An 18,889-nucleotide genomic window follows, 5' to 3' on the forward strand; every position below is an offset into this window, starting at 1 on the left:
CTGCCTCCCCGCAGTCCGTACCCGTTTCGACCCTCATTATGCCAAAAGCGTTGCTATTTGGGTAGCCGTGCAATCAGAGCGACGCGACCTTCGTCGACAATGGTGTCCAATCGGCCACCGGACTCAGATACCGTCAGCCACAACCAGTAGGGCTGAACCCACTGGCCTTGCAGGCCTTCATTCAGGGCCTCGCCGCGCAAGCCTGTCAGCGCCTCGGGCTTCAGGCGGGCGCGGTTGCCTTCGGCGGTGCCGGCGATGGCCAGCATTTCGCCTTCCTCGCGGGCGTTGATCACAGCCATGCCGCCCAGAGGCAGCGCCCCTATCGTCAGATCGGCCAGATTGATGAGGGCCCGCGCCTGCGGCTTGGACACGCTCATGTCCGGCACGCGCCATTCCATCTGTGCACGGCCCCCCTCTGTCACGCCCGCCAACAGGGTGTGCAGTTCGCTGGTCGAGAAACGCTCGGCGCTGGTCGCGGCACCAAAGGCTACGCGGGCGAAGTTGACCAAGGACACCATTTTGCGGGCACTTTGACGGATCAGGCCCATGGCATCGTCGCGCATATCCTGCGCGGTCGGATCATCCAGCAGGTCCAAACCCGACATCACCGCACCGGCCGGGCTGATAAAATCGTGGCACAGTTTGGCGCTGATCAGCGTGGCCAGGTCGGTTCCGTTCGGCAGCGCAGCAGCTTGAGGCTGCAAGTTCTGGTTGTCGGCTGGGAAAGACATGAGAAGCGGTATATCCAGAGCGGCATGCCGTCAGGCGTTAACATCGATTAACCATAACTGACCTGATTTGCGGGTTCGTTAAACCCGCCTGATCGGCTATCGGATTTGTTTATGAGCGTCCCCTCCATGACCGTGCCCCAAAACCTTGAGTCCGACTTGAAATCGGGGCGGCTGGCGCTGACCATTGCGCAGATCGCCGAGGAGGCTGCCGAAGTCATCCTGCCGTTCTGGCGCACTGGCGTGGTAGCCGAACACAAGGCCGACGCCAGTCCGGTGACAGAAGCGGACCGCGCTGCCGAGGCCCATATTCTGCAACGTCTGGAGGCCGAGTGGCCCGGCGTTCAGGTGGTGGCCGAGGAAAAAGCCTCACTGGAAGGTCTGCCGCAAGACGCCGAAAGCTGGTTCTGGCTGATTGATCCGCTGGATGGCACGCGCGGTTTTGTCCAGGGGCGCGAATCCTTCACCGTGAATATCGCCTTGGTGCGCAACGGTCAGGTCGTAGCCGGTACGGTTGTGGCACCGGCCACCCAAACCAGCTGGCGCTCGGGCGGCGAGGGTGAAGGGGCTTTCCGTCGTCAGGGACAGGAGGCATGGCGCCCCATCCATGTGCGTCCTCGCCCCGACAAGGCGGTGGCCATCGTCAGCCATAGCCTGACCGACGAAGAGGCTGACCGTCTGACCCGTCAGCATGGCTGCCGTCAGTGGCAGGCGCTGGACAGCTCGCTGAAGCTTTGCCTGATTGCCGAGGGTCGTTTTGACGCCTATCCGCGCACCGGCCCGACCTCGGAATGGGATATTGCGGCAGGCCATGCGGTGCTGAACGCTGCCGGCGGCCGCATCATCACGCCGGATGGCCAGACGCTGGCCTATGGAAAGTCCCGGTTCCTGAACGGGCCGTTTGTGGCCCTTGGCGGCTGATCACCTGAAGGCGGATCAGGCTGCGCGCACGCGGGCCATTTCCAACTGGGCGGGCAGGCTGACCGGCATGTCGCGTTCGCAGGCGGTCGCTAGACGCTCGAGATGTTCGGCAGAGGTAGGCTTGACCAAAACCCCGCCGAGGCTGAGATCCAGCAGGGCGTGGGCCAGACACAGGTCTTCGGCTTCCCAGCCGGGTATGTGTTTCAGGAACTCATAGGGCGACGGCGCGGGCGGCGGGGCACTGGCCTTTTTGAGCATGCCAAAGAGGCCGCGCTGGGCCGGACCCGGTTCGGGCTTGGCGACAGCGAACAGTTCCGGCGGGAAATAGTCGGTGCCGAAAATGGTCATGTTCTGCTGACGGGCCTCGCGCAGGCGACTGCGCTGTTTGGCATCCAGCAGGATGTGACAGGGCGTATGCAAAACGTCGAACAGGCTGGAGCCGATATAGATGTCCATGACGTCGGACTGGCCGCGCACGCCCAATGAACGGATGCGCTCGTCCTGACGGATGGTCTTCATGGCCGCTGCGGGCAGTTCGGCACTGTCAGGATCGTCCAGAATAATGGTGTCGACATAGCCGAGACCCGACACCTTGGTCACGGCGGACAACACGGCATCCACGCCCTCGACGCTGAAATCGCGCCGACCGTTCGGCAGCGGGCCGATGGTCAGGGTGACATACAGCAGGTCCCGTTCGACATGGCTCAGGGCCTCACCCGTCGTACGGATCAAGGTGCGATCCAGACTGTCGATGTGGAAGCTGTTGATGCCCTGTTCCAAGGCCGCAAAAATCAATGCGCGCGCGGCATCAGCCCCCTTGGCGGCCACAGCGGAATCCAGCACCAGAGTGATGGCGGACACCGCTGATCCAGCATGGCCGAGCGGGCGATAGCGCATGGTTAGGCCATCTCCGCAGGCGTCTTGGCGGTGAAGCTGATGGCGTGGAGCACCGTGCCTAGCTGACCCTTGAAGGCCTTCTGGCACAGTCGTTCGCGCATGACGCGGCTTTGACCCTCAAAGGCCGAGGACACGATCACAGCGCGATAGTGGTCGTTGTCGCCAGCAGTATCTTCCAGCTCGATCTGGGCATCGGGGAAGGCTTCCAGCAGATAACCGCGAACGGTATCGGGGGACATGGGCATGGCGAGACTCTTGAACCGGTTTTGTACTGTCTCAGCAAATAGTGTGCCGCGGGGATAAAGTCAGCCGCCCATGCGGGCGAAACGCGGCCGTTCGTACAAATCTACTACCGATCCGGAATACTCGCCTTGGGAGTAGGGCCTAAAGCCGCTCCTCAGAGCCAGCCGGATCGAGGGCTGGTTCTGCGGAGAGATCATACACACTGTTCGAACCTTGGCTATATTCTGGTCAGACCAAGCTAAAGCTGCGGTTAAGGCTTCGGCTGCCAGACCTTTCCCGTGAAAGTCCGACCGCAGCCCCCAGCCGACTTCGGGTGCGTCGAAAGGCGGTTCCAGACTGCGACGGTAGTCGAACAGACCCACACTGCCGACATGCTGGCCTGTTTCGCTCAGGCGGATGGCCCAGTTGCCAAAACCCATGGCGCTCCAATGGCCGATATCGCGCAGCAGGCGGGTCCAGATTTCTTCCTCGGTCAGAATGCGGCCCGAGGTAAAGCGCGTGAAATCCTCGTCGCGCCACAAGGTGAGCAGGTCGTCCATATCCGCCAGCGACAGCGGCGTCAGGGTCAGGCGCTCGGTTTGAATAATGTGGGTCACATCAAGCCTAGCTGTTTGAAACTGGCCACGCCATGGCGGCCCACAATCAGATGGTCGTGAACCTGGATCTCCAGCGAGCGGGCGGCCTCGATGACCTGTTTGGTCATGTCGATGTCGGCGCGGCTGGGGGTCGGGTCACCGGAGGGGTGATTGTGTACGATGATGAGGGCGCTGGAGGATAGCTCCAGTGCACGCCGCACCACTTCGCGCGGATAGACGGGCGCGTGATCGACCGTGCCTTTGTTCTGGACCTCGTCGCGGATCAGCTGGTTCTTGCGATCCAGATAAAGCACCCGGAACTGTTCGCGCGGCTCATGCTGAAGGGCCAGCCGCACATAGGACAGTAGCGCTGTCCATGAGGATATGACGGTACGCTTGGTGGCCTCTTCCAAAGCAACGCGGCGGGCCACTTCCTGAAGGGCGCACAGGTCCAGAGCCGTCTCCTTGCCGACCGCCTTGGTACGGCCTTTGATGTCTGTGGCCTTGACGGTGGTCATATCCTCGACCGAAGCGGCCAGCACACCGGACAGTGAGCCAAACCGGTCCAGCAGGGCCTTGGCGATGGGTTTGACATCCCCTTGCGGCTGGCTGCGGAACAGGAACAGCTCAAGAAGCTCATAGTCGGGCAGGGCGGGCAGGCCTCCGTCGCGGGCGCGCGCCCTCAAGCGATCGCGGTGGCCCAGATGATGCGGTTTGGCCGCCTTTTTGGAGGGGTCCTGATCGTACATGCACGCCTTTCCTGCGGCGTGGAGACTATCGCAAAACACCGATCTGTATAGAGCTTTGCCGTAAGCGGATGCGGTATGCGGGCGGGCCCAAGACAAAGGCCGCCGGATGGATCATCCGGCGGCCTTATTAAATGACGTTTATGGTTTGATCCGATCAGAAGGTCGGACGGAAAATGCCCTTCGGCGACAGGGTGAAGATTTCCAGACCGTCCTCGGTGACACCGATGGTGTGCTCGCACTGCGACGACAGCGACTTGTCGCGGGTCACGGCGGTCCACCCATCGGACAGAACCTTCACGCCCGGCTTGCCCAGATTCACCATCGGCTCGACGGTGAAGAACATGCCCGGCTTGAGTACGGCACCCTCGCCGCGACGGCCGTAGTGCAGCACGTTCGGCGTGTCGTGGAAGACGCGACCAATGCCGTGTCCGCAGAAGTCACGCACCACGCTCATACGTTGGGCCTCGACAAACTTCTGGATGGCATAGCCGATGTCGCCAAAGGTATTGCCCGGTTTGACCTGGGCCAGACCCAGTTCCAGCGATTCATAGGTGACATCGATCAGACGCTTGGAGCGGGCATTGATTTCGCCCACCGGATACATGCGGCTGGAATCGCCGTGCCAGCCGTCAACGATGACGGTGTGGTCGATATTGACGATGTCGCCTTCCTTCAGAACCTTGTCGCCCGGAATGCCGTGGCAGACGACGTGGTTGATCGAGGTGCAGATCGTCTTCTCATAGCCCTTATAGCCGAGGCAGGCGGGGATGCCGCCGTTGTCGAGGGTGAACTCGCGAACCAGATCGTCCAGCTCGCCCGTGGTCACGCCCGGCTTGACGTGCTCGGTGATCATATCCAGCGCCTCTGCCACCAGACGGCCAGCCTTGCGCATGCCTTCGAAATCCTCCGGCGTGTGGATGCGGATTTCGTGGCTACGGACCAAGACGTCGGTTTCCAGTTCGGGCGTTTCGTACATGACAGGCTTTCAGCAGAAGCCGGGCTCAAGAGCCTTGGCGGCACTAAGGGTCTGGCTGGGTAATCAATCGGTCGCGCGTCGGCGACGCGGCTTAGATGGTGTCTTTAGCACAAAATCTCAATGCGGTCAGGATGGGGAGCCAAAACCTGACGCTGGGGAGGCCTGTAACGACCCTATGTGCTAGCAGGCACGAGCTTGACCTTACGGCACAGTTTTAACGCCCAATACTGGCCATAATTCAGCATGAATTTTGAATATCGATGATATTAGTGGGTAGAAATATTTACGCAGCGTCAAAAACATCAGGAAAAAGTGCGTCTTGCGTGCCACGCCTTTGACCCTTTCGTGACGGTAACGCGTTTCGTGACGCCCTGATCCGATGACAAGACCAATACGGCTGTTAAGCCTTGAGTACTCCCCGAACAAAGGTTCATCGCATCGGTAATGATGAACCCAGTAACTATAGGTGAAACGTATGACTTCCAGGAACATGGCCCGCATCGGCGGCCTCGCCGTCCTCATGGCCTCTGTGGCCGCTCCGGCCTTCGCTGGCTCCTTCTACCTCCAAGAGCAGTCGGCACGCGGTGCCGGTCGCGCCTTCTCGGGTGAAGCTGCCGACACCGGCGTCGCCTCGCTGTGGTGGAACCCGGCTTCGATCGCCCGTTCGGGCCGCGAAGCGACCTTCTCGCTGCACGCTATCCGTATCGATTCCGAAGCCCGCGACACCGGCTCGACCCTGACCCTGATCAACCCGGCCAACGGTCAGGTTGCCGGTCGTCTGCCGGTTTCCAACGCGCGTCTGACCGAGAATAATCCGGTTGAAAGCGGCGTGGTGCCGAACTTCGCCATTGCTACCCCGATCAACGATCGCCTGTCGGTCGGTCTGGCCGTGTCGGCTCCCTACAACTTCACCACCAAATACAGCGCCAACACCTCGGTCGGTAATGTGCTGTCGGACGGCGGCTCGTTCGCCCGTTATGACGCCAACACCTCGGAACTGCGCTCGGCCGACGTCGGCGTGGTGCTGGCCTACCAGGTCAACGACTGGCTGGACATCGGTGCTGGCGTCAGCGCCCAATACGTCAAGGCCAAGCTGACCTCGAACATTCCGTCGCTGAGTGGCAACCCGCTGTCGCCGCTGCTGGCTGCAGATGGCTATTCCGAACTGTCGGGTGACGGCATCGACTTCGGCTGGAACGTCGGCGCGCAAGTCCACCACGGCAAATGGGATCTGGGCCTGTCCTACCGTTCGGCCATCGAGCACGAACTGGAAGGCGACATCGTTCAGGACATGAAGGGTGCACTGGCTGCACGCAGCTTCGCAACCGACGGCAATGCCACCTTCAACACCCCGTGGTTCGTTTCGGCCTCGGTGCGCTACGCCGCAACCGACAAGCTGACCCTGAACGCCCAGATCAACCGCATCGGTTGGTCGGAATTCGACGCCATCAACGTTGACTTCACCGGCGGCACCGACGTGATCCACCAGAACTACGAAGACGTCACCACCGGCGCCATCGGTCTGGACTACGCCTACAGCGACAAGACCACCTTCCGCGCCGGTATCGGCTATGACCCGACCCCTACCACGGACGCTCTGCGCACCGCCCGTATCCCGGATTCGGACCGCATGCTGTACTCGGTCGGTATGTCGACCCAAGTGATCGAAGGCGTCGAGTTTGACGCTGGCCTCACCTATATCGACATGGACAAGGCCGTCATGAACGACGACCGCGCCCTGCTGCAAGGTGCTGTGATCTCGAACCTGCGCGGCGAGCTGGAAGGCTCGGCCCTGGCCTTCTCGCTGGGTACCCGTATCAAGTTCTAATCCTTTACGGATCTGAAAACGGAAACGGCGGCTCCTGACGGGGCCGCCGTTTTTGTTTGTCTCGATTTAAAAAGAAAGGCCGCCGCTCCCGATGGAGCGGCGGCCTTGTTTATTCTGCCGTCTGGCTTAGCCCTTCTGGGCGAAGCCCTTGCCGCCGTTCGACGGACGCTTGCGCGGACGGCGCTTCATTTCGCTGACCGGCTTAGGCTCACGCGGCGTGGTCACTTCACCCGCCATCGGGTTGTAGGCCGGTGCCGCAGCGGCTTCACGCGGGGCACCGCCACGACGGTCGCCCTTGCGAACGCGGTGCGGCTGGCCGCCGCCTTCCGGACGCTCGACGCGGCCACGGCTACGGTTGCGACCGCGACGGCCGTCCTCGCCTTCGCCCTTGCGGGGTTCGCGCTCGGGCAGGGTGGCCTTCTTGGCGACACCGGCGGCCATGATCGAGGCGTCCAGCTGGGCCAGTTGCTTGTCGTTGCGACGGTCCACCATCGGGATCTTCTGGCGGGTGACCTTCTCGATGTCCTTGAGCAGTTTCATCTCGTCACCCGAGACGAAGCTGATGGCGGTGCCCTTTTCACCGGCGCGGGCCGTACGGCCGATGCGGTGGACATAGGATTCCGGCACATAGGGCAGCTCGAAGTTCACGACGTGCGTGACCTTGTCGACGTCGATACCGCGCGCGGCGATGTCGGTGGCGACCAGAACGCGCAGCTTGCCGTTCTTGAAGGCCTCGAGGGCACGCTCGCGTTGCGGCTGGCTCTTGTTGCCGTGGATGGCACCGGCTTCAACGCCGCCGGCTTCCAGATAGGCGGCAACCTTGTCGGCGCCGTGCTTGGTCTTGGTGAAGACCAGGCAGCGGGTGTAGGCCGGATCGGAGAACAGCTCGGTCAGCAGGGCGCGCTTGCGGCCGGCCTCGACCCAGATCACCTGTTGCTTGATGCGCTCGACGGTGGTGGCTTGCGGGGTCACCTGAACCTTGACCGGATCCTTCAGCAGATCACCGGCCAGCTTGCCGATTTCACCCGGCATGGTGGCCGAGAAGAACAGGTTCTGGCGACGGGCGGGCAGGCGGCTGACCACCTGGCGGATCGGCTTGATGAAGCCCAGGTCCAGCATCTGGTCGGCTTCGTCGAGCACGAAGATTTCGGTCGAGGACAGGTCGATGTTGTTTTGCTGGATATGGTCCAGCAGACGGCCCGGCGCGGCCACCAGAACATCAAGGCCCTGTTGCAGGGCACGTTCCTGGGCGCCGTATTTCACGCCGCCGAAGACGACCGCCACGCGGAAGCCGAGGTGCTGGCCATAGACCTTGAAGCTGTCGGCAATCTGGGTGGCCAGTTCGCGGGTCGGCGACAGGATCAGGGCGCGGGTGGTGCGAGGCAGGGGCTTGATGCGGTTTTCCGACAGGCGGTGCAGGATCGGCAGCGCGAAGGCTGCGGTCTTGCCGGTACCGGTCTGGGCGATGCCCAGCAGGTCGGCACCCTTCATAACGTGCGGAATAGCTTTGGACTGGATCGGGGTCGGCTTCTCATAGCCCGCAGCCTTGAGGGCCGTCAGAAGGCCGCTGTTGAGGCCAAGCGATTCAAAAGCGTTCGTCGGAGTTTGGGTATCGGTCACGTGCGTCTTTCACGAATGACGACGGACGCCAGCAGCCATCGGCCAAGCAGCGCGCGTCGTCCGCCCGCATGCCACGGGCAGGTAACGGGCGCCGCCCCGCGTGTACGGACGACGTATGAACTGGAGGAACCGACGGCTCGACAGACAGGCGCTTTCAACTCTGGAAAGGCCCACACGCGCTGGAGCACGCCGGAAACCGCACTGTGCGGTAGGCGGCAAATGGGCCTTCTTTGTCAGAAAGTCAAGCAAAGGGCCGGTCACCATGGGTAACCGGCCCTTTCACAACTGGTAGGGTACCAGTGATCAGGCGCTGATGGCCTGACCGGCCAAGGTGGCATCTTCGGCGGACTTCACCGTTTGCGGCACGATACGGATGAAGGCTTTGAGGCTCTTCTTCCAGTCGCCCAGCAGACGCTCGGCCAGAGGCGAGCGGGTCGCGGCAAGGTGGGCCTCGACCAGCGCTTTCAGGCGGGTGGCGGCCTCGGCATTCAGGTTGGCCACAGCGGCCAGGTCGCCGTTCAGCGCCTGTGCGGCGTGGCCGTGCGGGTCGAACACGAACAGCTCGCCCCCGCTCATACCTGCCGCAAGGTTCCAGCCGGTCGAGCCCAGTACCACAACGCGGCCACCGGTCATGTACTCACAGCCGTGGGCCCCCAGTCCCTCGACGACCGCCTCAGCGCCCGAGTTTCGAACAGCAAAGCGCTCACCGGCGGCCCCCGCCACAAACAGTCGGCCCGAGGTTGCACCGTATAGGGTGGTGTTGCCGCAGACCTGCTGGCCTTCGCGCCACTGATAGGGGCGCACGCGGATCTCGCCACCCGACAGGCCCTTGCCGACATAGTCGTTCACCTCGCCGGTGACATCCAGCACCAGACCCTTGGTGGCAAAGGCCCCGAAGCTCTGGCCGGCAATACCTTCCAGCTTCAGCGTCAGGCGGCCTTGCGGACCTTGCGGCCCATATTTGCGCACGATGGCGGACGACAGGCCCGCACCGACCGTGCGCTGCGTATTCTTCAGCGGATAGGACAGTTCCAGTGTCTGGCCCGTGGCGAGGAAGGACTGGGCATCTTTCAGCACCTGGGCGTCGAGGCTTTCATCGATCTCAGTGCGGTGCTTGTCCGCCAGACGACCGGGACGATCCACGTCCACCTTCATCAGTAGCGGGTTCAGGTCGAGATCATCGAGGTGCGAACCGCCACGGCGAACCTGCCGCAGCAGGTCGGTACGGCCCACAATCTCGTCGATGGTGCGCGCGCCCAGCGAGGCAAGGATTTCGCGCACCTCCTCGGCGATGAAGGTGAACAGGTTGACGACCTTCTCCGGCGTGCCCGTGAACTTGGCGCGCAGGCGCTCGTCCTGCGAGCAGACACCGACAGGGCAGGTGTTGGAATGGCACTGGCGCACGATCAGACAGCCCATGGCGATCAGACCGGCGGTGCCGATACCGTATTCCTCGGCCCCGAGAAGCGCGGCAATCACCACGTCGCGGCCCGTGCGGATGCCGCCGTCGGTACGCAGCGAAACCGAGGAGCGCAGGTGGTTCAGGCTGAGGACCTGATGGGCCTCGGCCAGTCCGATTTCCCAGGGCATGCCCGCGTGCTTGATCGAGGTCTGGGGGGAGGCGCCCGTGCCGCCGTTGTGACCCGCGATCAGGATGGCATCGGCCTTGGCCTTGGCCACGCCAGACGCAATCGCGCCGATGCCGGTCGAGGACACCAGCTTCACCGTGACCTTGGCATCGGGGTTGATGGCCTTCAGGTCATAGATGAGCTGGGCCAGATCCTCGATCGAATAGATGTCGTGGTGCGGCGGCGGCGAGATCAGCGTCGTGCCGGGGACGGCATGGCGCATCTTGCCGATGAACTCGGTCACCTTGAAGCCGGGCAGCTGGCCGCCCTCGCCGGGCTTGGCACCCTGCGCGACCTTGATCTCGATCTCGCGGCAATGGTTGAGGTATTCGGCGGTGACGCCGAAACGGCCCGACGCCACCTGTTTGACCGCCGAGTTGGCGTTGTCGCCATTGGGGCGCGGCACATAACGTGCGGGGTCCTCGCCGCCTTCACCCGAGACGGCGCGTGCGCCCATCCGGTTCATGGCGATGTTCAGCGTTTCGTGCGCTTCGGGCGACAAAGCTCCCAGCGACATGGCCTGCGACAGGAAGCGCTTGCGGATGTCCGAGACGCTTTCGACCTCGTGAAGCTGGACCGGTTTCAGGCCGTCCTTGAAGTCGAGCAGGTCGCGCAAGGACAGGTCCGGCTGTTCGGCGACAGCTGCGGAATACTGTTTGTAGCGCCTGTAGTCGCCACGGTTCACCGCATCCTGCAACAGGTGGATGGTCTTGGCGTCATGGCCGTGGGCCTCGCCGCCCGCACGGATGCGGAAGAAGCCGCCCATGGACGGGGACGGGGTCTTTTCAGGCGCGAAGGCCGTCTGATGGCGTTGCAGGGCCGCGCGCTCCAGACCGGCCAGACCGATGCCCGAAATGCGCGACGAGGCATTGGGGAAGAACTCGGCCGCCAAGGCGCGCGACAGGCCCAGAATCTCGAACTCGCAACCGCCGCGATAGGCGGACATGACCGAGATACCCTTGCGGGCCAGCACTTTCAGCAGACCTGCCTCGATGCCCTTCTTATAGTTCAGGCAGGCGTTCTTCAGCGACAGGTCGCCATAGAAGCCGCGCTCCAGACGCTCCTGAAACAGTTCCTGGGCCAGCCAAGGATTAACGGCGGTCGCGCCCACCCCGACCAGCACGGCAAAGGCGTGCGGGTCGAGCGTTTCGGCAGAACGCACGACGATGGAGCAATAGGTGCGTAGACCGACATCCGTCAGGCGCAGGTGAACGCCCGAGGTGGCAAGGATCATTGGCACCGACAGGCGCTCTTCGCCGATATTCTCGTCGGTCAGGACGATCAGGGTCGCGCCCCCGCGTGCGGCGGCCTCGGCCTCGTCGCGAATACGGTCCAAAGCTTCGCGCAATCCCTTGCCTGCCTCGGCATCGGCTGCGGGCACCGGATAGGTGCAGTCGATGAAGGCGGTCGACCCATCGGCCACAACGCCCAGCAGGCGTTCAAACATGCCGGTCGTTAGGACGGGGCTGTCCAGCACGAACACATCGGTCTGGGCCTCGTCATGTGCGAGGATGTTGCCGAGGTTCTTGAAGCGGGTCTTCAGACTCATGGCACCGGACTCGCGCAGCGGGTCGATCGGCGGGTTGGTGACCTGAGAGAAGTTCTGGCGGAAATAGTGGGCCAGCGGGCGCGGCAGGGACGACAGCACCGCAGGCGGCGCATCGTCACCCATGGAGCCGACAGCTTCCTTGCCGTCGCGCACAAGTGCATCGAGCAGCAGGTCGCAGTCCTCGCGGCTGAAACCGGCGGCGATCTGGCGGCGCGTCAGGGCTTCGCCCGTGGCGGCGCGCGGCTCGGGTCCGGGGCCGATCAGGGGCTCCAGATCGACCATGTTGCCGATCCAGTCCTTATAGGGATGGGCGGCGGCCAGCGCATCGACAGCTTCATGTTCGTCATAGACGCGGGCGGTTTTCAGATCGACGGCGATCAGCTTGCCGGGGCCGATGTGCAGTCGGCGCTTCACACGGCCTTCCGGCAGCGGCACAAGGCCCGCTTCGGAGCCAGCCAGCAGCAGGCCATCGACGGTTTCGACCGCGCGCAGAGGGCGCAGACCGTTGCGGTCCTTACCGGCCACAACCCAGCGTCCATCGACGGCGCACAGGGCGGCGGGGCCGTCCCAAGGCTCCATTACGGCGTTGCAATAGGCGTAGAGGGCGCGGTGTTCCGGCTTCATCACCATGTCGTCGGACGACCAGGCCTCCGGCACCAGCAGGGCCTTGGCCATGGGCGCAGGGCGACCGGCGCGCACCAGAACCTCGAACACATTGTCCAAGGCTGCCGAGTCCGAACCGCCCGGTTGCACGACTGGCTTTACCTCGTTGTCGCGATCACCGAAGGCCGAGGCGGCCATGCGGATTTCGTGCGACTTCATCCAGTTGAGGTTGCCGTGCAGGGTATTGATCTCGCCATTATGGGCGAGCATTCGGAACGGCTGGGCCAGCTTCCATTCGGGGAAGGTGTTCGTCGAATAGCGCTGGTGGAACAGGGCGTAGCCAGACGCGACCAGCGGATCGTTCAGGTCGATATAGAGCTGACCCAGCAGTTCGGCGCGGACCATGCCCTTATAGACAATAGAGCGGGCCGACAGCGAACAGATGTAGCAGCCACCCAGACCGGCCTGTTGAACGGCGGCCTCAATGCGGCGACGGCACAGATACAGTTCGCGTTCGGCCGCCTCGCCGTTGGCGTCGGCCTTATACAGGGCCTCCGGCACCGCCAGCATGATCTGTTCGATCTCGGGGCGGGTCTGCTCGGCGCGGGTGCCGACGACCGACAGGTCCAGAGGCGTCTGGCGCCAACCATAGATGTAGAAGCCCGAGCGGATCGCCTCGGCCTCGACGATGGCGCGGGCGCGGTCCTGGGCACCCAGATCGGTGCGCGGCAGGAAAACCTGACCCACGGCAATCGGGCCGGGACGCAGGGTCTGACCTACAGCGCGAACCTGTGCGGCAAAGAACTCTTGCGGCACCTCGATCATAATGCCCGCGCCGTCACCGGACAGGCCGTCGGCATCGACCGCGCCGCGGTGGGCCACGGCCTTCAGCGACTGGATAGCCATGTCCACGACTTCGCGGCGCGGCTTGCCGTCGATGGCGCAGACAAGGCCGACGCCACAGGCGTCGCGCTCGGACGACGGATCGTAGGAACCGGCGGCGACCAGATCGGCGCGCGCGGCTTCGTACTGGCTCAGCCAGCCAGAGTTTTGGCAGTTGGGGTTGTTTTGCTGGCTCATGCTGCGGCTTCCTCGGTACGCGCGCGCAGATAACGGTCGATTTCGGCAGCGGCGTCCTGACCGTCGCGCACGGCCCAGACGACGAGGGAGGCACCGCGCACGGCGTCTCCGGCAGCGAACACGCCCTCAAGGCTGGTGGCGAACCCGCCACGGGCGACTTCGAGGGTGTTCCAGCGGGACAGGCGAAGGCCCGCGTCCAGCTGTTCGGCAAAGTTTTCAGGTTCGAAACCCAGTGCTTCGATCACCAGATCGGCGGGGCTGTCGAAGTCGCTGTCAGGGACCGGCACGATTTCCCGACGGCCATCGGCGGCGGCTTCGGACAGGGCCATCCGTTGGGCGCGGATGGCATTGACCACATCGCCTTTGGACATCAGCGCCTTGGGCGCGGCCAGCCATTCGAAGGTGACGCCTTCTTCCTCGGCGTTTTGCACCTCGCGCGCGCTGCCCGGCATGTTGGCGCGGTCACGGCGATACAGGCAGGTGACGCTGGTCGCACCCTGCCGGATGGCGGTGCGCACACAGTCCATGGCGGTATCGCCACCACCGACCACGATAACGGACTTGCCCTTGGCGGTGGTGGCTTCGACGCTGTCACCCAGATCGCGCTTGTTCTGGGCGATCAGGAAATCAAGCGCGGGAAGCGCATCATCGGGGCCGCAACCCGGAATGGACAGGCGGCGGGCCTGATACACCCCCATGGCCAGCAGCACGGCGTCATGTTGGCTGCGAAGTTCGTCCATTGAAATATCGGTGCCGACCGAAGTGTTCAGCACAAACTTCACCCTGCCCTCGACCAGACGGTCGATACGGCGCTGGACAACATATTTCTCCAGCTTGAAGCCGGGGATGCCATACATCAGAAGGCCGCCCGCACGGTCGTGACGGTCATAGACAGTGACCTGATAGCCCGCGCTACGCAGACGGTCTGCGGCGGCAAGTCCCGCAGGACCGGCACCGACGATGGCGACCGACTGGCCGCGCTCTGCCACGGGACGGATCGGCTCGACCCAGCCATTCTCGAATGCCTGATCGGCAATCCATGCCTCGACCGAGCCGATGGTCACGCCATCCCAGCCCGATTGCTGCAGCGTGCAGGCCCCTTCGCACAGGCGGTCCTGCGGACAGATGCGGCCGCAGATTTCGGGCATGGTCGATGTCAGCGATGCGGTCTTCCACGCCTCGCGCAGATCGCCATCGGCCGACAGGGCCAGCCAGTCCGGAATGTTGTTCTGAAGCGGGCAGGCGTTCTGGCAGAAGGGCACGCCACAGTCGGTGCAGCGCGACGCCTGTTTCTGACCGGTTTCCGCGCTCGGTTTGAGCGTGATCTCATTGAAATCACGTACGCGATCAGCCGCGGCCTGCTTGGGCAGGGCGCGGGGCTGAATCAGGAAACCACCGGGATTTGAACGACCACCTTTTTGCATGTGCACATTTTGGCGCGCTGAACCGTGTCATGCAAATATTTTCCTTCGCAAGACTAAGGATTACCCAAAAGTCGAACAAATTTCCGCACTGCGAAAGTTTCACAGCTAAAACATTCGCGAAAAATGTTGCAGCGCGGCATATAAAATCAGCGTTCTTTTCCGTTTTGTCGCTGATAGGTGGAATCCTTTGGCATTGTGGCACAGCTGAAAGTGGAACGTAGGCCTCGCGCGCGGGTTCAGAATCCGTAATCGAACGGGAGCTGTTCCATGGCGCGTATTGAAAAGGACAGGGGCCTTGGCCTGTCCCTGACCAGAATCCTTGGCGTGGTGATTGGGGTCATCGGCCTGATTTTGGCAATCGGCGGCGTGCAACTGACCATATTGGGCGGCTCGCCCTATTATCTGGTCACCGGCGTGCTGATGATGATCAGCGGTTTGCTGCTGGTCTTGCTGCGACTGTCGGGAGCCCTGCTCTATGCGGCCATTGTGGTGGGCACCATTGTCTGGGCGATCTGGGAAGTCGGTCTGGACGGATGGGCTCTGGTCCCGCGCGTGGTGGCCCCGCTGGTTCTGCTGGTGCCGGTCATCCTGTCGATGGGGGCGCTGAGCACCCGTGGCGGTGCCAAGCGGGTCGGCATCGGTTTTGCCGCTCTGGCGGTGGTCTGTCTGGTCGGCGGACTGGTGCTGGGTGTGACCAATCGCGCCACCGTACTGCAAACGGTGCCGGGTGCCGGTCAGGATCGCATCGGCGATCCGGCCCTTCAACAGGTCGGTGCAGACTGGCCCGCATGGGGCGGCTCCGATGCGGCCCAGCGCTATTCGCCGCTGACCCAGATCAATAAGGAAAACATTAGCACGCTGACCCGCGCATGGACCTTCCGAACGGGCGATCTGCCGGATGAACGCTGGGGGGCAGAGACGACCCCGTTGAAGATCGGTGACACGCTTTATCTGTGCTCGGCCCGCAACCGCCTGTTCGCGCTGGATGCCGCTACGGGGCAACAGAAATGGGCCTACGATCCCAAGGTCGACGACAAGGACATTCCTTATACCGCCGCCTGCCGGGGCGTGGCCCACTATCAGATGCCCAACGCCGACGCGGCCCGTCCCTGCGCGGCCCGCATTATCGAAGGCACGCTGGATGGTCGACTGATTGCCGTGGATGCCCGCACCGGTCGTCCCTGCGCCGACTTTGGCCAGAACGGCGAGGTCAGCATCAAGCACGGCATGGGTGAATCTTATCCGGGCATGGTGTCCATCACCTCGGCTCCTGTCATTGTGCGCGGCGTGGTGGTGACCGGCCACCAGGTGCTGGATGGTCAGCGCCGCTGGAACGCCTCGGGCGTCATTCAGGGCTTTGACGCCATCACCGGCGAACTGCGCTTTGCCTGGGACATGGCGCGCCCCGACATCACCACGGTTCCTCCGGAGGGCGAGACCTATACGCCCGGTACGCCCAATATGTGGACGACAGCCACGGCGGATGAAAATCTGGGTCTGGTCTATCTGCCCATGGGTAACTCGGCGGCAGACTATTACTCCAGCACCCGTCGCCCCGAGGAGAACGAGTATTCGACCTCTCTGGTGGCGCTGGATGTGGGTACCGGCAAGCCGCGCTGGCATTTCCAGACCGTCTATAAGGATGTCTGGGATTATGACCTTGGGTCGCAGGCCACACTGGTCGATATGCCGATAGGCGGCCAGATGGTCCCCGCCCTGATCCTGCCATCTAAGCAGGGCGACATCTATATTCTGGACCGCCGGACCGGCCAGCCTTTGCACGATGTAGAGCAGATCCGTGTGCCGACTGGCGGGGTCGAACCTGCCCAGCGCACGCCCACCCAACCGATCTCGAAATTCCACACCCTGCGTAAGCCTGATCTGACCGAGCGGGACATGTGGGGCATGTCGCCGCTGGACCAGCTGTATTGCCGTATCCAGTTCCGCCAGTCGTCCTATGACGGCTTTTTCACCCCGCCGACGGCTGATCGCCAGTCGATCCAGTATCCGGGTTATAATGGCGGCTCGGACTGGGGCGGCGTGGCGGTTGATCCGGTGCGTGGTGTGATCGTGGCCAACTATAACGACATGCCGAACGTGATCCGTCTGGTCCCGCGCGAGCGTGCCGACCAGTTGGGCTGGTTCCCGCGTGACGACCCCCGTTACGAGGGTGACGGCAGCAAGGCCGAAGGCGCGGGGGACCCCCAACTGGGTGTGCCCTATGCGGTCAACGTCAATGCAGGCTGGCGCGTGAAGTTCACCGGCCTGCTGTGCAAGAAGCCGCCCTATGGCGGTATCCGCACCATTGACCTGCGCACCGGCCGGACCCTGTGGGATCGCCCGTTCGGTACCGCCCGCAAGAACGGTCCGTTCGGTATTCCGTCCATGCTGCCATTGGAAATCGGTACGCCGAACAATGGCGGCTCGGTGGTTACGGCGGGGGGGCTGGTCTTCATCGCGGCGGCGACCGATGACCTGATCCGCGCCATCGACATCGAAACCGGCAAGACCGTCTGGTCCGACGTCCTGCCCGCCGGTGGTCAGGCCAATCCGATGATCTATGAGCACAATGGCCGCCAGTATCTGGTCATCATGGCCGGTGGTCACCACTTCATGGAAACTCCGCGTGGCGACTATCTGATCGCTTATGCGCTACCCGAAGGGCGCGCATAAGCTGGTTTTTGAATGCCCCGCCCTTCGGGCTACTTGAGGGGCATTTTTAAGTGGCCCTAACGCCCTATCGGGCTGCTTGAGGGCATTGTTTAGTGGCCCTATCGCCCAATCGGGCTGCTTGAGGGCGTTATGAGCCAACAGACTAAAAGGCCGGAGTTTTGCTCCGGCCTTTTCTATGGTGCTGGGGTTAGGGACGGGTCTGGCCCTGTCCTCTGACCACGTATTTATAGGTCGTCAGTTGTTCGGCACCCACTGGGCCGCGGGCGTGCATTCGTCCGGTAGCGATGCCGATTTCACCGCCAAAGCCGAACTCGCCGCCGTCCGCATATTGGGTCGAGGCGTTGTGGACCACGATGGCGCTATCGACGCGGTTCAGGAAGGTGGCTGCGGCCTCGGCGTCATTGGTGACGATGGCTTCGGTATGGCCCGATCCATAGGTTTCGATGTGGGTGATCGCGTGGTCGATGTCATTCACCACACCCACGGTAATGATCGGGGCGAGGTACTCCGTCGACCAGTCTTCATCCGAGGCCGGGACAATGTCGGGGATGATAGAGCGCGCGATCTGGCCGCCGCGTACCTCGCAGCCCTCGGCCTGAAGGTCGGCGACGATCAGCGGCAACAGCGTGGGGGCCACGGCCTTGTCGATCAGCAGGGTCTCGGTCGCGCCACACACCGACACACGGCGCATCTTGGCATTCACCGCCAGCGCGCGGGCCATGTCGGGATCGGCAGCCGTATGCACATAGGTGTGGTTCATGCCCTCAAGATGGGAGAGGACAGGTACGCGGGCATCGGACTGTACACGCGCCACAAGGCTCTTGCCGCCGCGCGGGACAATCAGGTCGATATTGCCGTTCAGACCCGACAGCATCAGGCCCACGGCCGCGCGGTCAGGTGTATCGACCAGTTGCACCGCATCGGCCGGCAGGTCCGCTTCGGACAGGGCCTCGGCAATCACTGACGCAATTGCCAGCGACGACTGCAAACAGTCAGAGCCACAGCGCAGAATGGCCGCATTGCCCGAGCGGATGCACAGCGCCGCCGCATCCGCCGTCACATTGGGCCGGCTCTCATAGATGATGCCCAGCACACCGATAGGGGTGCGCACGCGCGCGATGTCCAATCCATTGGCGGGAGACGTCCAGCGGGCGGTCTCGAAGCCTAGCGGATCGGGGACACCGGCGATGATATCGACGGCGCTGGCAATGCCTTCGACACGCTGGGCGTTCAGGGCCAGACGGTCCAGCAGAGCCTCGGTCATGCCATTGGCGCGACCGGCCTCAAGGTCTTGCTGATTGGCCGACAGGATGGTCTCCGCCTGTTCGCGCAGTTTTTGCGCCAACAGGGTCAGGGCGCGGGTGCGGGTCTCGGGCGAGGCTTCGCGCAGGGCGC

General features: G+C 63.2%; 13 protein-coding genes. 3 read left to right on the forward strand and 10 right to left on the reverse strand.

Annotated features, from left to right (window positions below):
* Positions 1-53 precede the first annotated feature (53 nt).
* The gene (gene chpT, locus B3B04_RS01925) at positions 54-731 is read right to left on the reverse strand and encodes a histidine phosphotransferase ChpT (RefSeq protein WP_292039301.1); all 678 of its coding nucleotides are present in this window, start codon (positions 729-731) and stop codon (positions 54-56) included.
* Positions 732-857: 126 nt separating this feature from the next.
* Between chpT and cysQ the strand changes: the two genes are divergently transcribed.
* Entirely contained in the window at positions 858-1,649 is a 792-nt protein-coding gene (gene cysQ, locus B3B04_RS01930; RefSeq protein ID WP_409516051.1) for a 3'(2'),5'-bisphosphate nucleotidase CysQ, read from the forward strand.
* Between the two features lie 15 nt (positions 1,650-1,664).
* Here the strand turns inward: cysQ and B3B04_RS01935 are convergent, their stop codons facing one another.
* From B3B04_RS01935 to map, 5 genes are all read right to left on the reverse strand, one after another.
* Positions 1,665-2,546: an oxidoreductase gene (locus B3B04_RS01935; protein WP_292039306.1), complete on the reverse strand. Its 882-nt coding sequence runs from the start codon at positions 2,544-2,546 to the stop codon at positions 1,665-1,667.
* Positions 2,547-2,548: 2 nt separating this feature from the next.
* Positions 2,549-2,791 (reverse strand): BolA/IbaG family iron-sulfur metabolism protein, encoded by a 243-nt coding sequence (locus B3B04_RS01940; protein ID WP_292039307.1) that lies wholly within the window; start codon positions 2,789-2,791, stop codon positions 2,549-2,551.
* Positions 2,792-2,851: 60 nt separating this feature from the next.
* Positions 2,852-3,385, reverse strand: coding sequence for a GNAT family N-acetyltransferase (locus tag B3B04_RS01945; RefSeq protein ID WP_292039309.1), 534 nt, complete (start codon positions 3,383-3,385; stop codon positions 2,852-2,854).
* Complete coding sequence (gene radC, locus B3B04_RS01950; RefSeq protein WP_292039310.1) at positions 3,382-4,113, reverse strand: RadC family protein; 732 nt, start codon at positions 4,111-4,113, stop codon at positions 3,382-3,384. The genes B3B04_RS01945 and radC overlap by 4 nt, the downstream gene beginning before the upstream one ends.
* Before the next feature lie 154 nt (positions 4,114-4,267).
* A complete protein-coding gene (gene map, locus B3B04_RS01955; RefSeq protein WP_292039314.1) occupies positions 4,268-5,089 on the reverse strand; it encodes a type I methionyl aminopeptidase in 822 nt (273 codons plus the stop codon).
* 475 nt (positions 5,090-5,564) lie between these two features.
* Between map and B3B04_RS01960 the strand changes: the two genes are divergently transcribed.
* Positions 5,565-6,917, forward strand: coding sequence for an OmpP1/FadL family transporter (locus B3B04_RS01960; protein ID WP_292039317.1), 1,353 nt, complete (start codon positions 5,565-5,567; stop codon positions 6,915-6,917).
* Between the two features lie 126 nt (positions 6,918-7,043).
* Here B3B04_RS01960 and B3B04_RS01965 read toward each other — a convergent pair whose 3' ends face one another.
* The 3 genes from B3B04_RS01965 to B3B04_RS01975 all read right to left on the reverse strand — a co-directional run bounded on the left by B3B04_RS01965 (position 7,044) and on the right by B3B04_RS01975 (position 14,821).
* Positions 7,044-8,537: a DEAD/DEAH box helicase gene (locus B3B04_RS01965; RefSeq protein ID WP_292039318.1), complete on the reverse strand. Its 1,494-nt coding sequence runs from the start codon at positions 8,535-8,537 to the stop codon at positions 7,044-7,046.
* A gap of 303 nt (positions 8,538-8,840) precedes the next feature.
* Positions 8,841-13,397, reverse strand: coding sequence for a glutamate synthase large subunit (gene gltB, locus B3B04_RS01970; RefSeq protein ID WP_292039320.1), 4,557 nt, complete (start codon positions 13,395-13,397; stop codon positions 8,841-8,843).
* Positions 13,394-14,821, reverse strand: a complete 1,428-nt coding sequence (locus B3B04_RS01975) for an NAD(P)-dependent oxidoreductase (protein WP_292039331.1) — start codon at positions 14,819-14,821, stop codon at positions 13,394-13,396. Before B3B04_RS01975 ends, gltB begins: the two co-directional genes overlap by 4 nt.
* Positions 14,822-15,088: 267 nt before the next feature.
* Between B3B04_RS01975 and B3B04_RS01980 the strand changes: the two genes are divergently transcribed.
* Positions 15,089-17,494, forward strand: coding sequence for a membrane-bound PQQ-dependent dehydrogenase, glucose/quinate/shikimate family (locus B3B04_RS01980; protein WP_292039323.1), 2,406 nt, complete (start codon positions 15,089-15,091; stop codon positions 17,492-17,494).
* A gap of 187 nt (positions 17,495-17,681) precedes the next feature.
* Here B3B04_RS01980 and B3B04_RS01985 read toward each other — a convergent pair.
* On the reverse strand, positions 17,682-18,889 hold a 1,208-nt coding region (locus tag B3B04_RS01985), incomplete at its 5' end, for a glutamate-5-semialdehyde dehydrogenase (protein ID WP_292039325.1).

The sequence above is a fragment of the Brevundimonas sp. UBA5713 genome (assembly GCF_002419815.1).
Taxonomy (GTDB): Bacteria; Pseudomonadota; Alphaproteobacteria; order Caulobacterales; family Caulobacteraceae; genus Brevundimonas.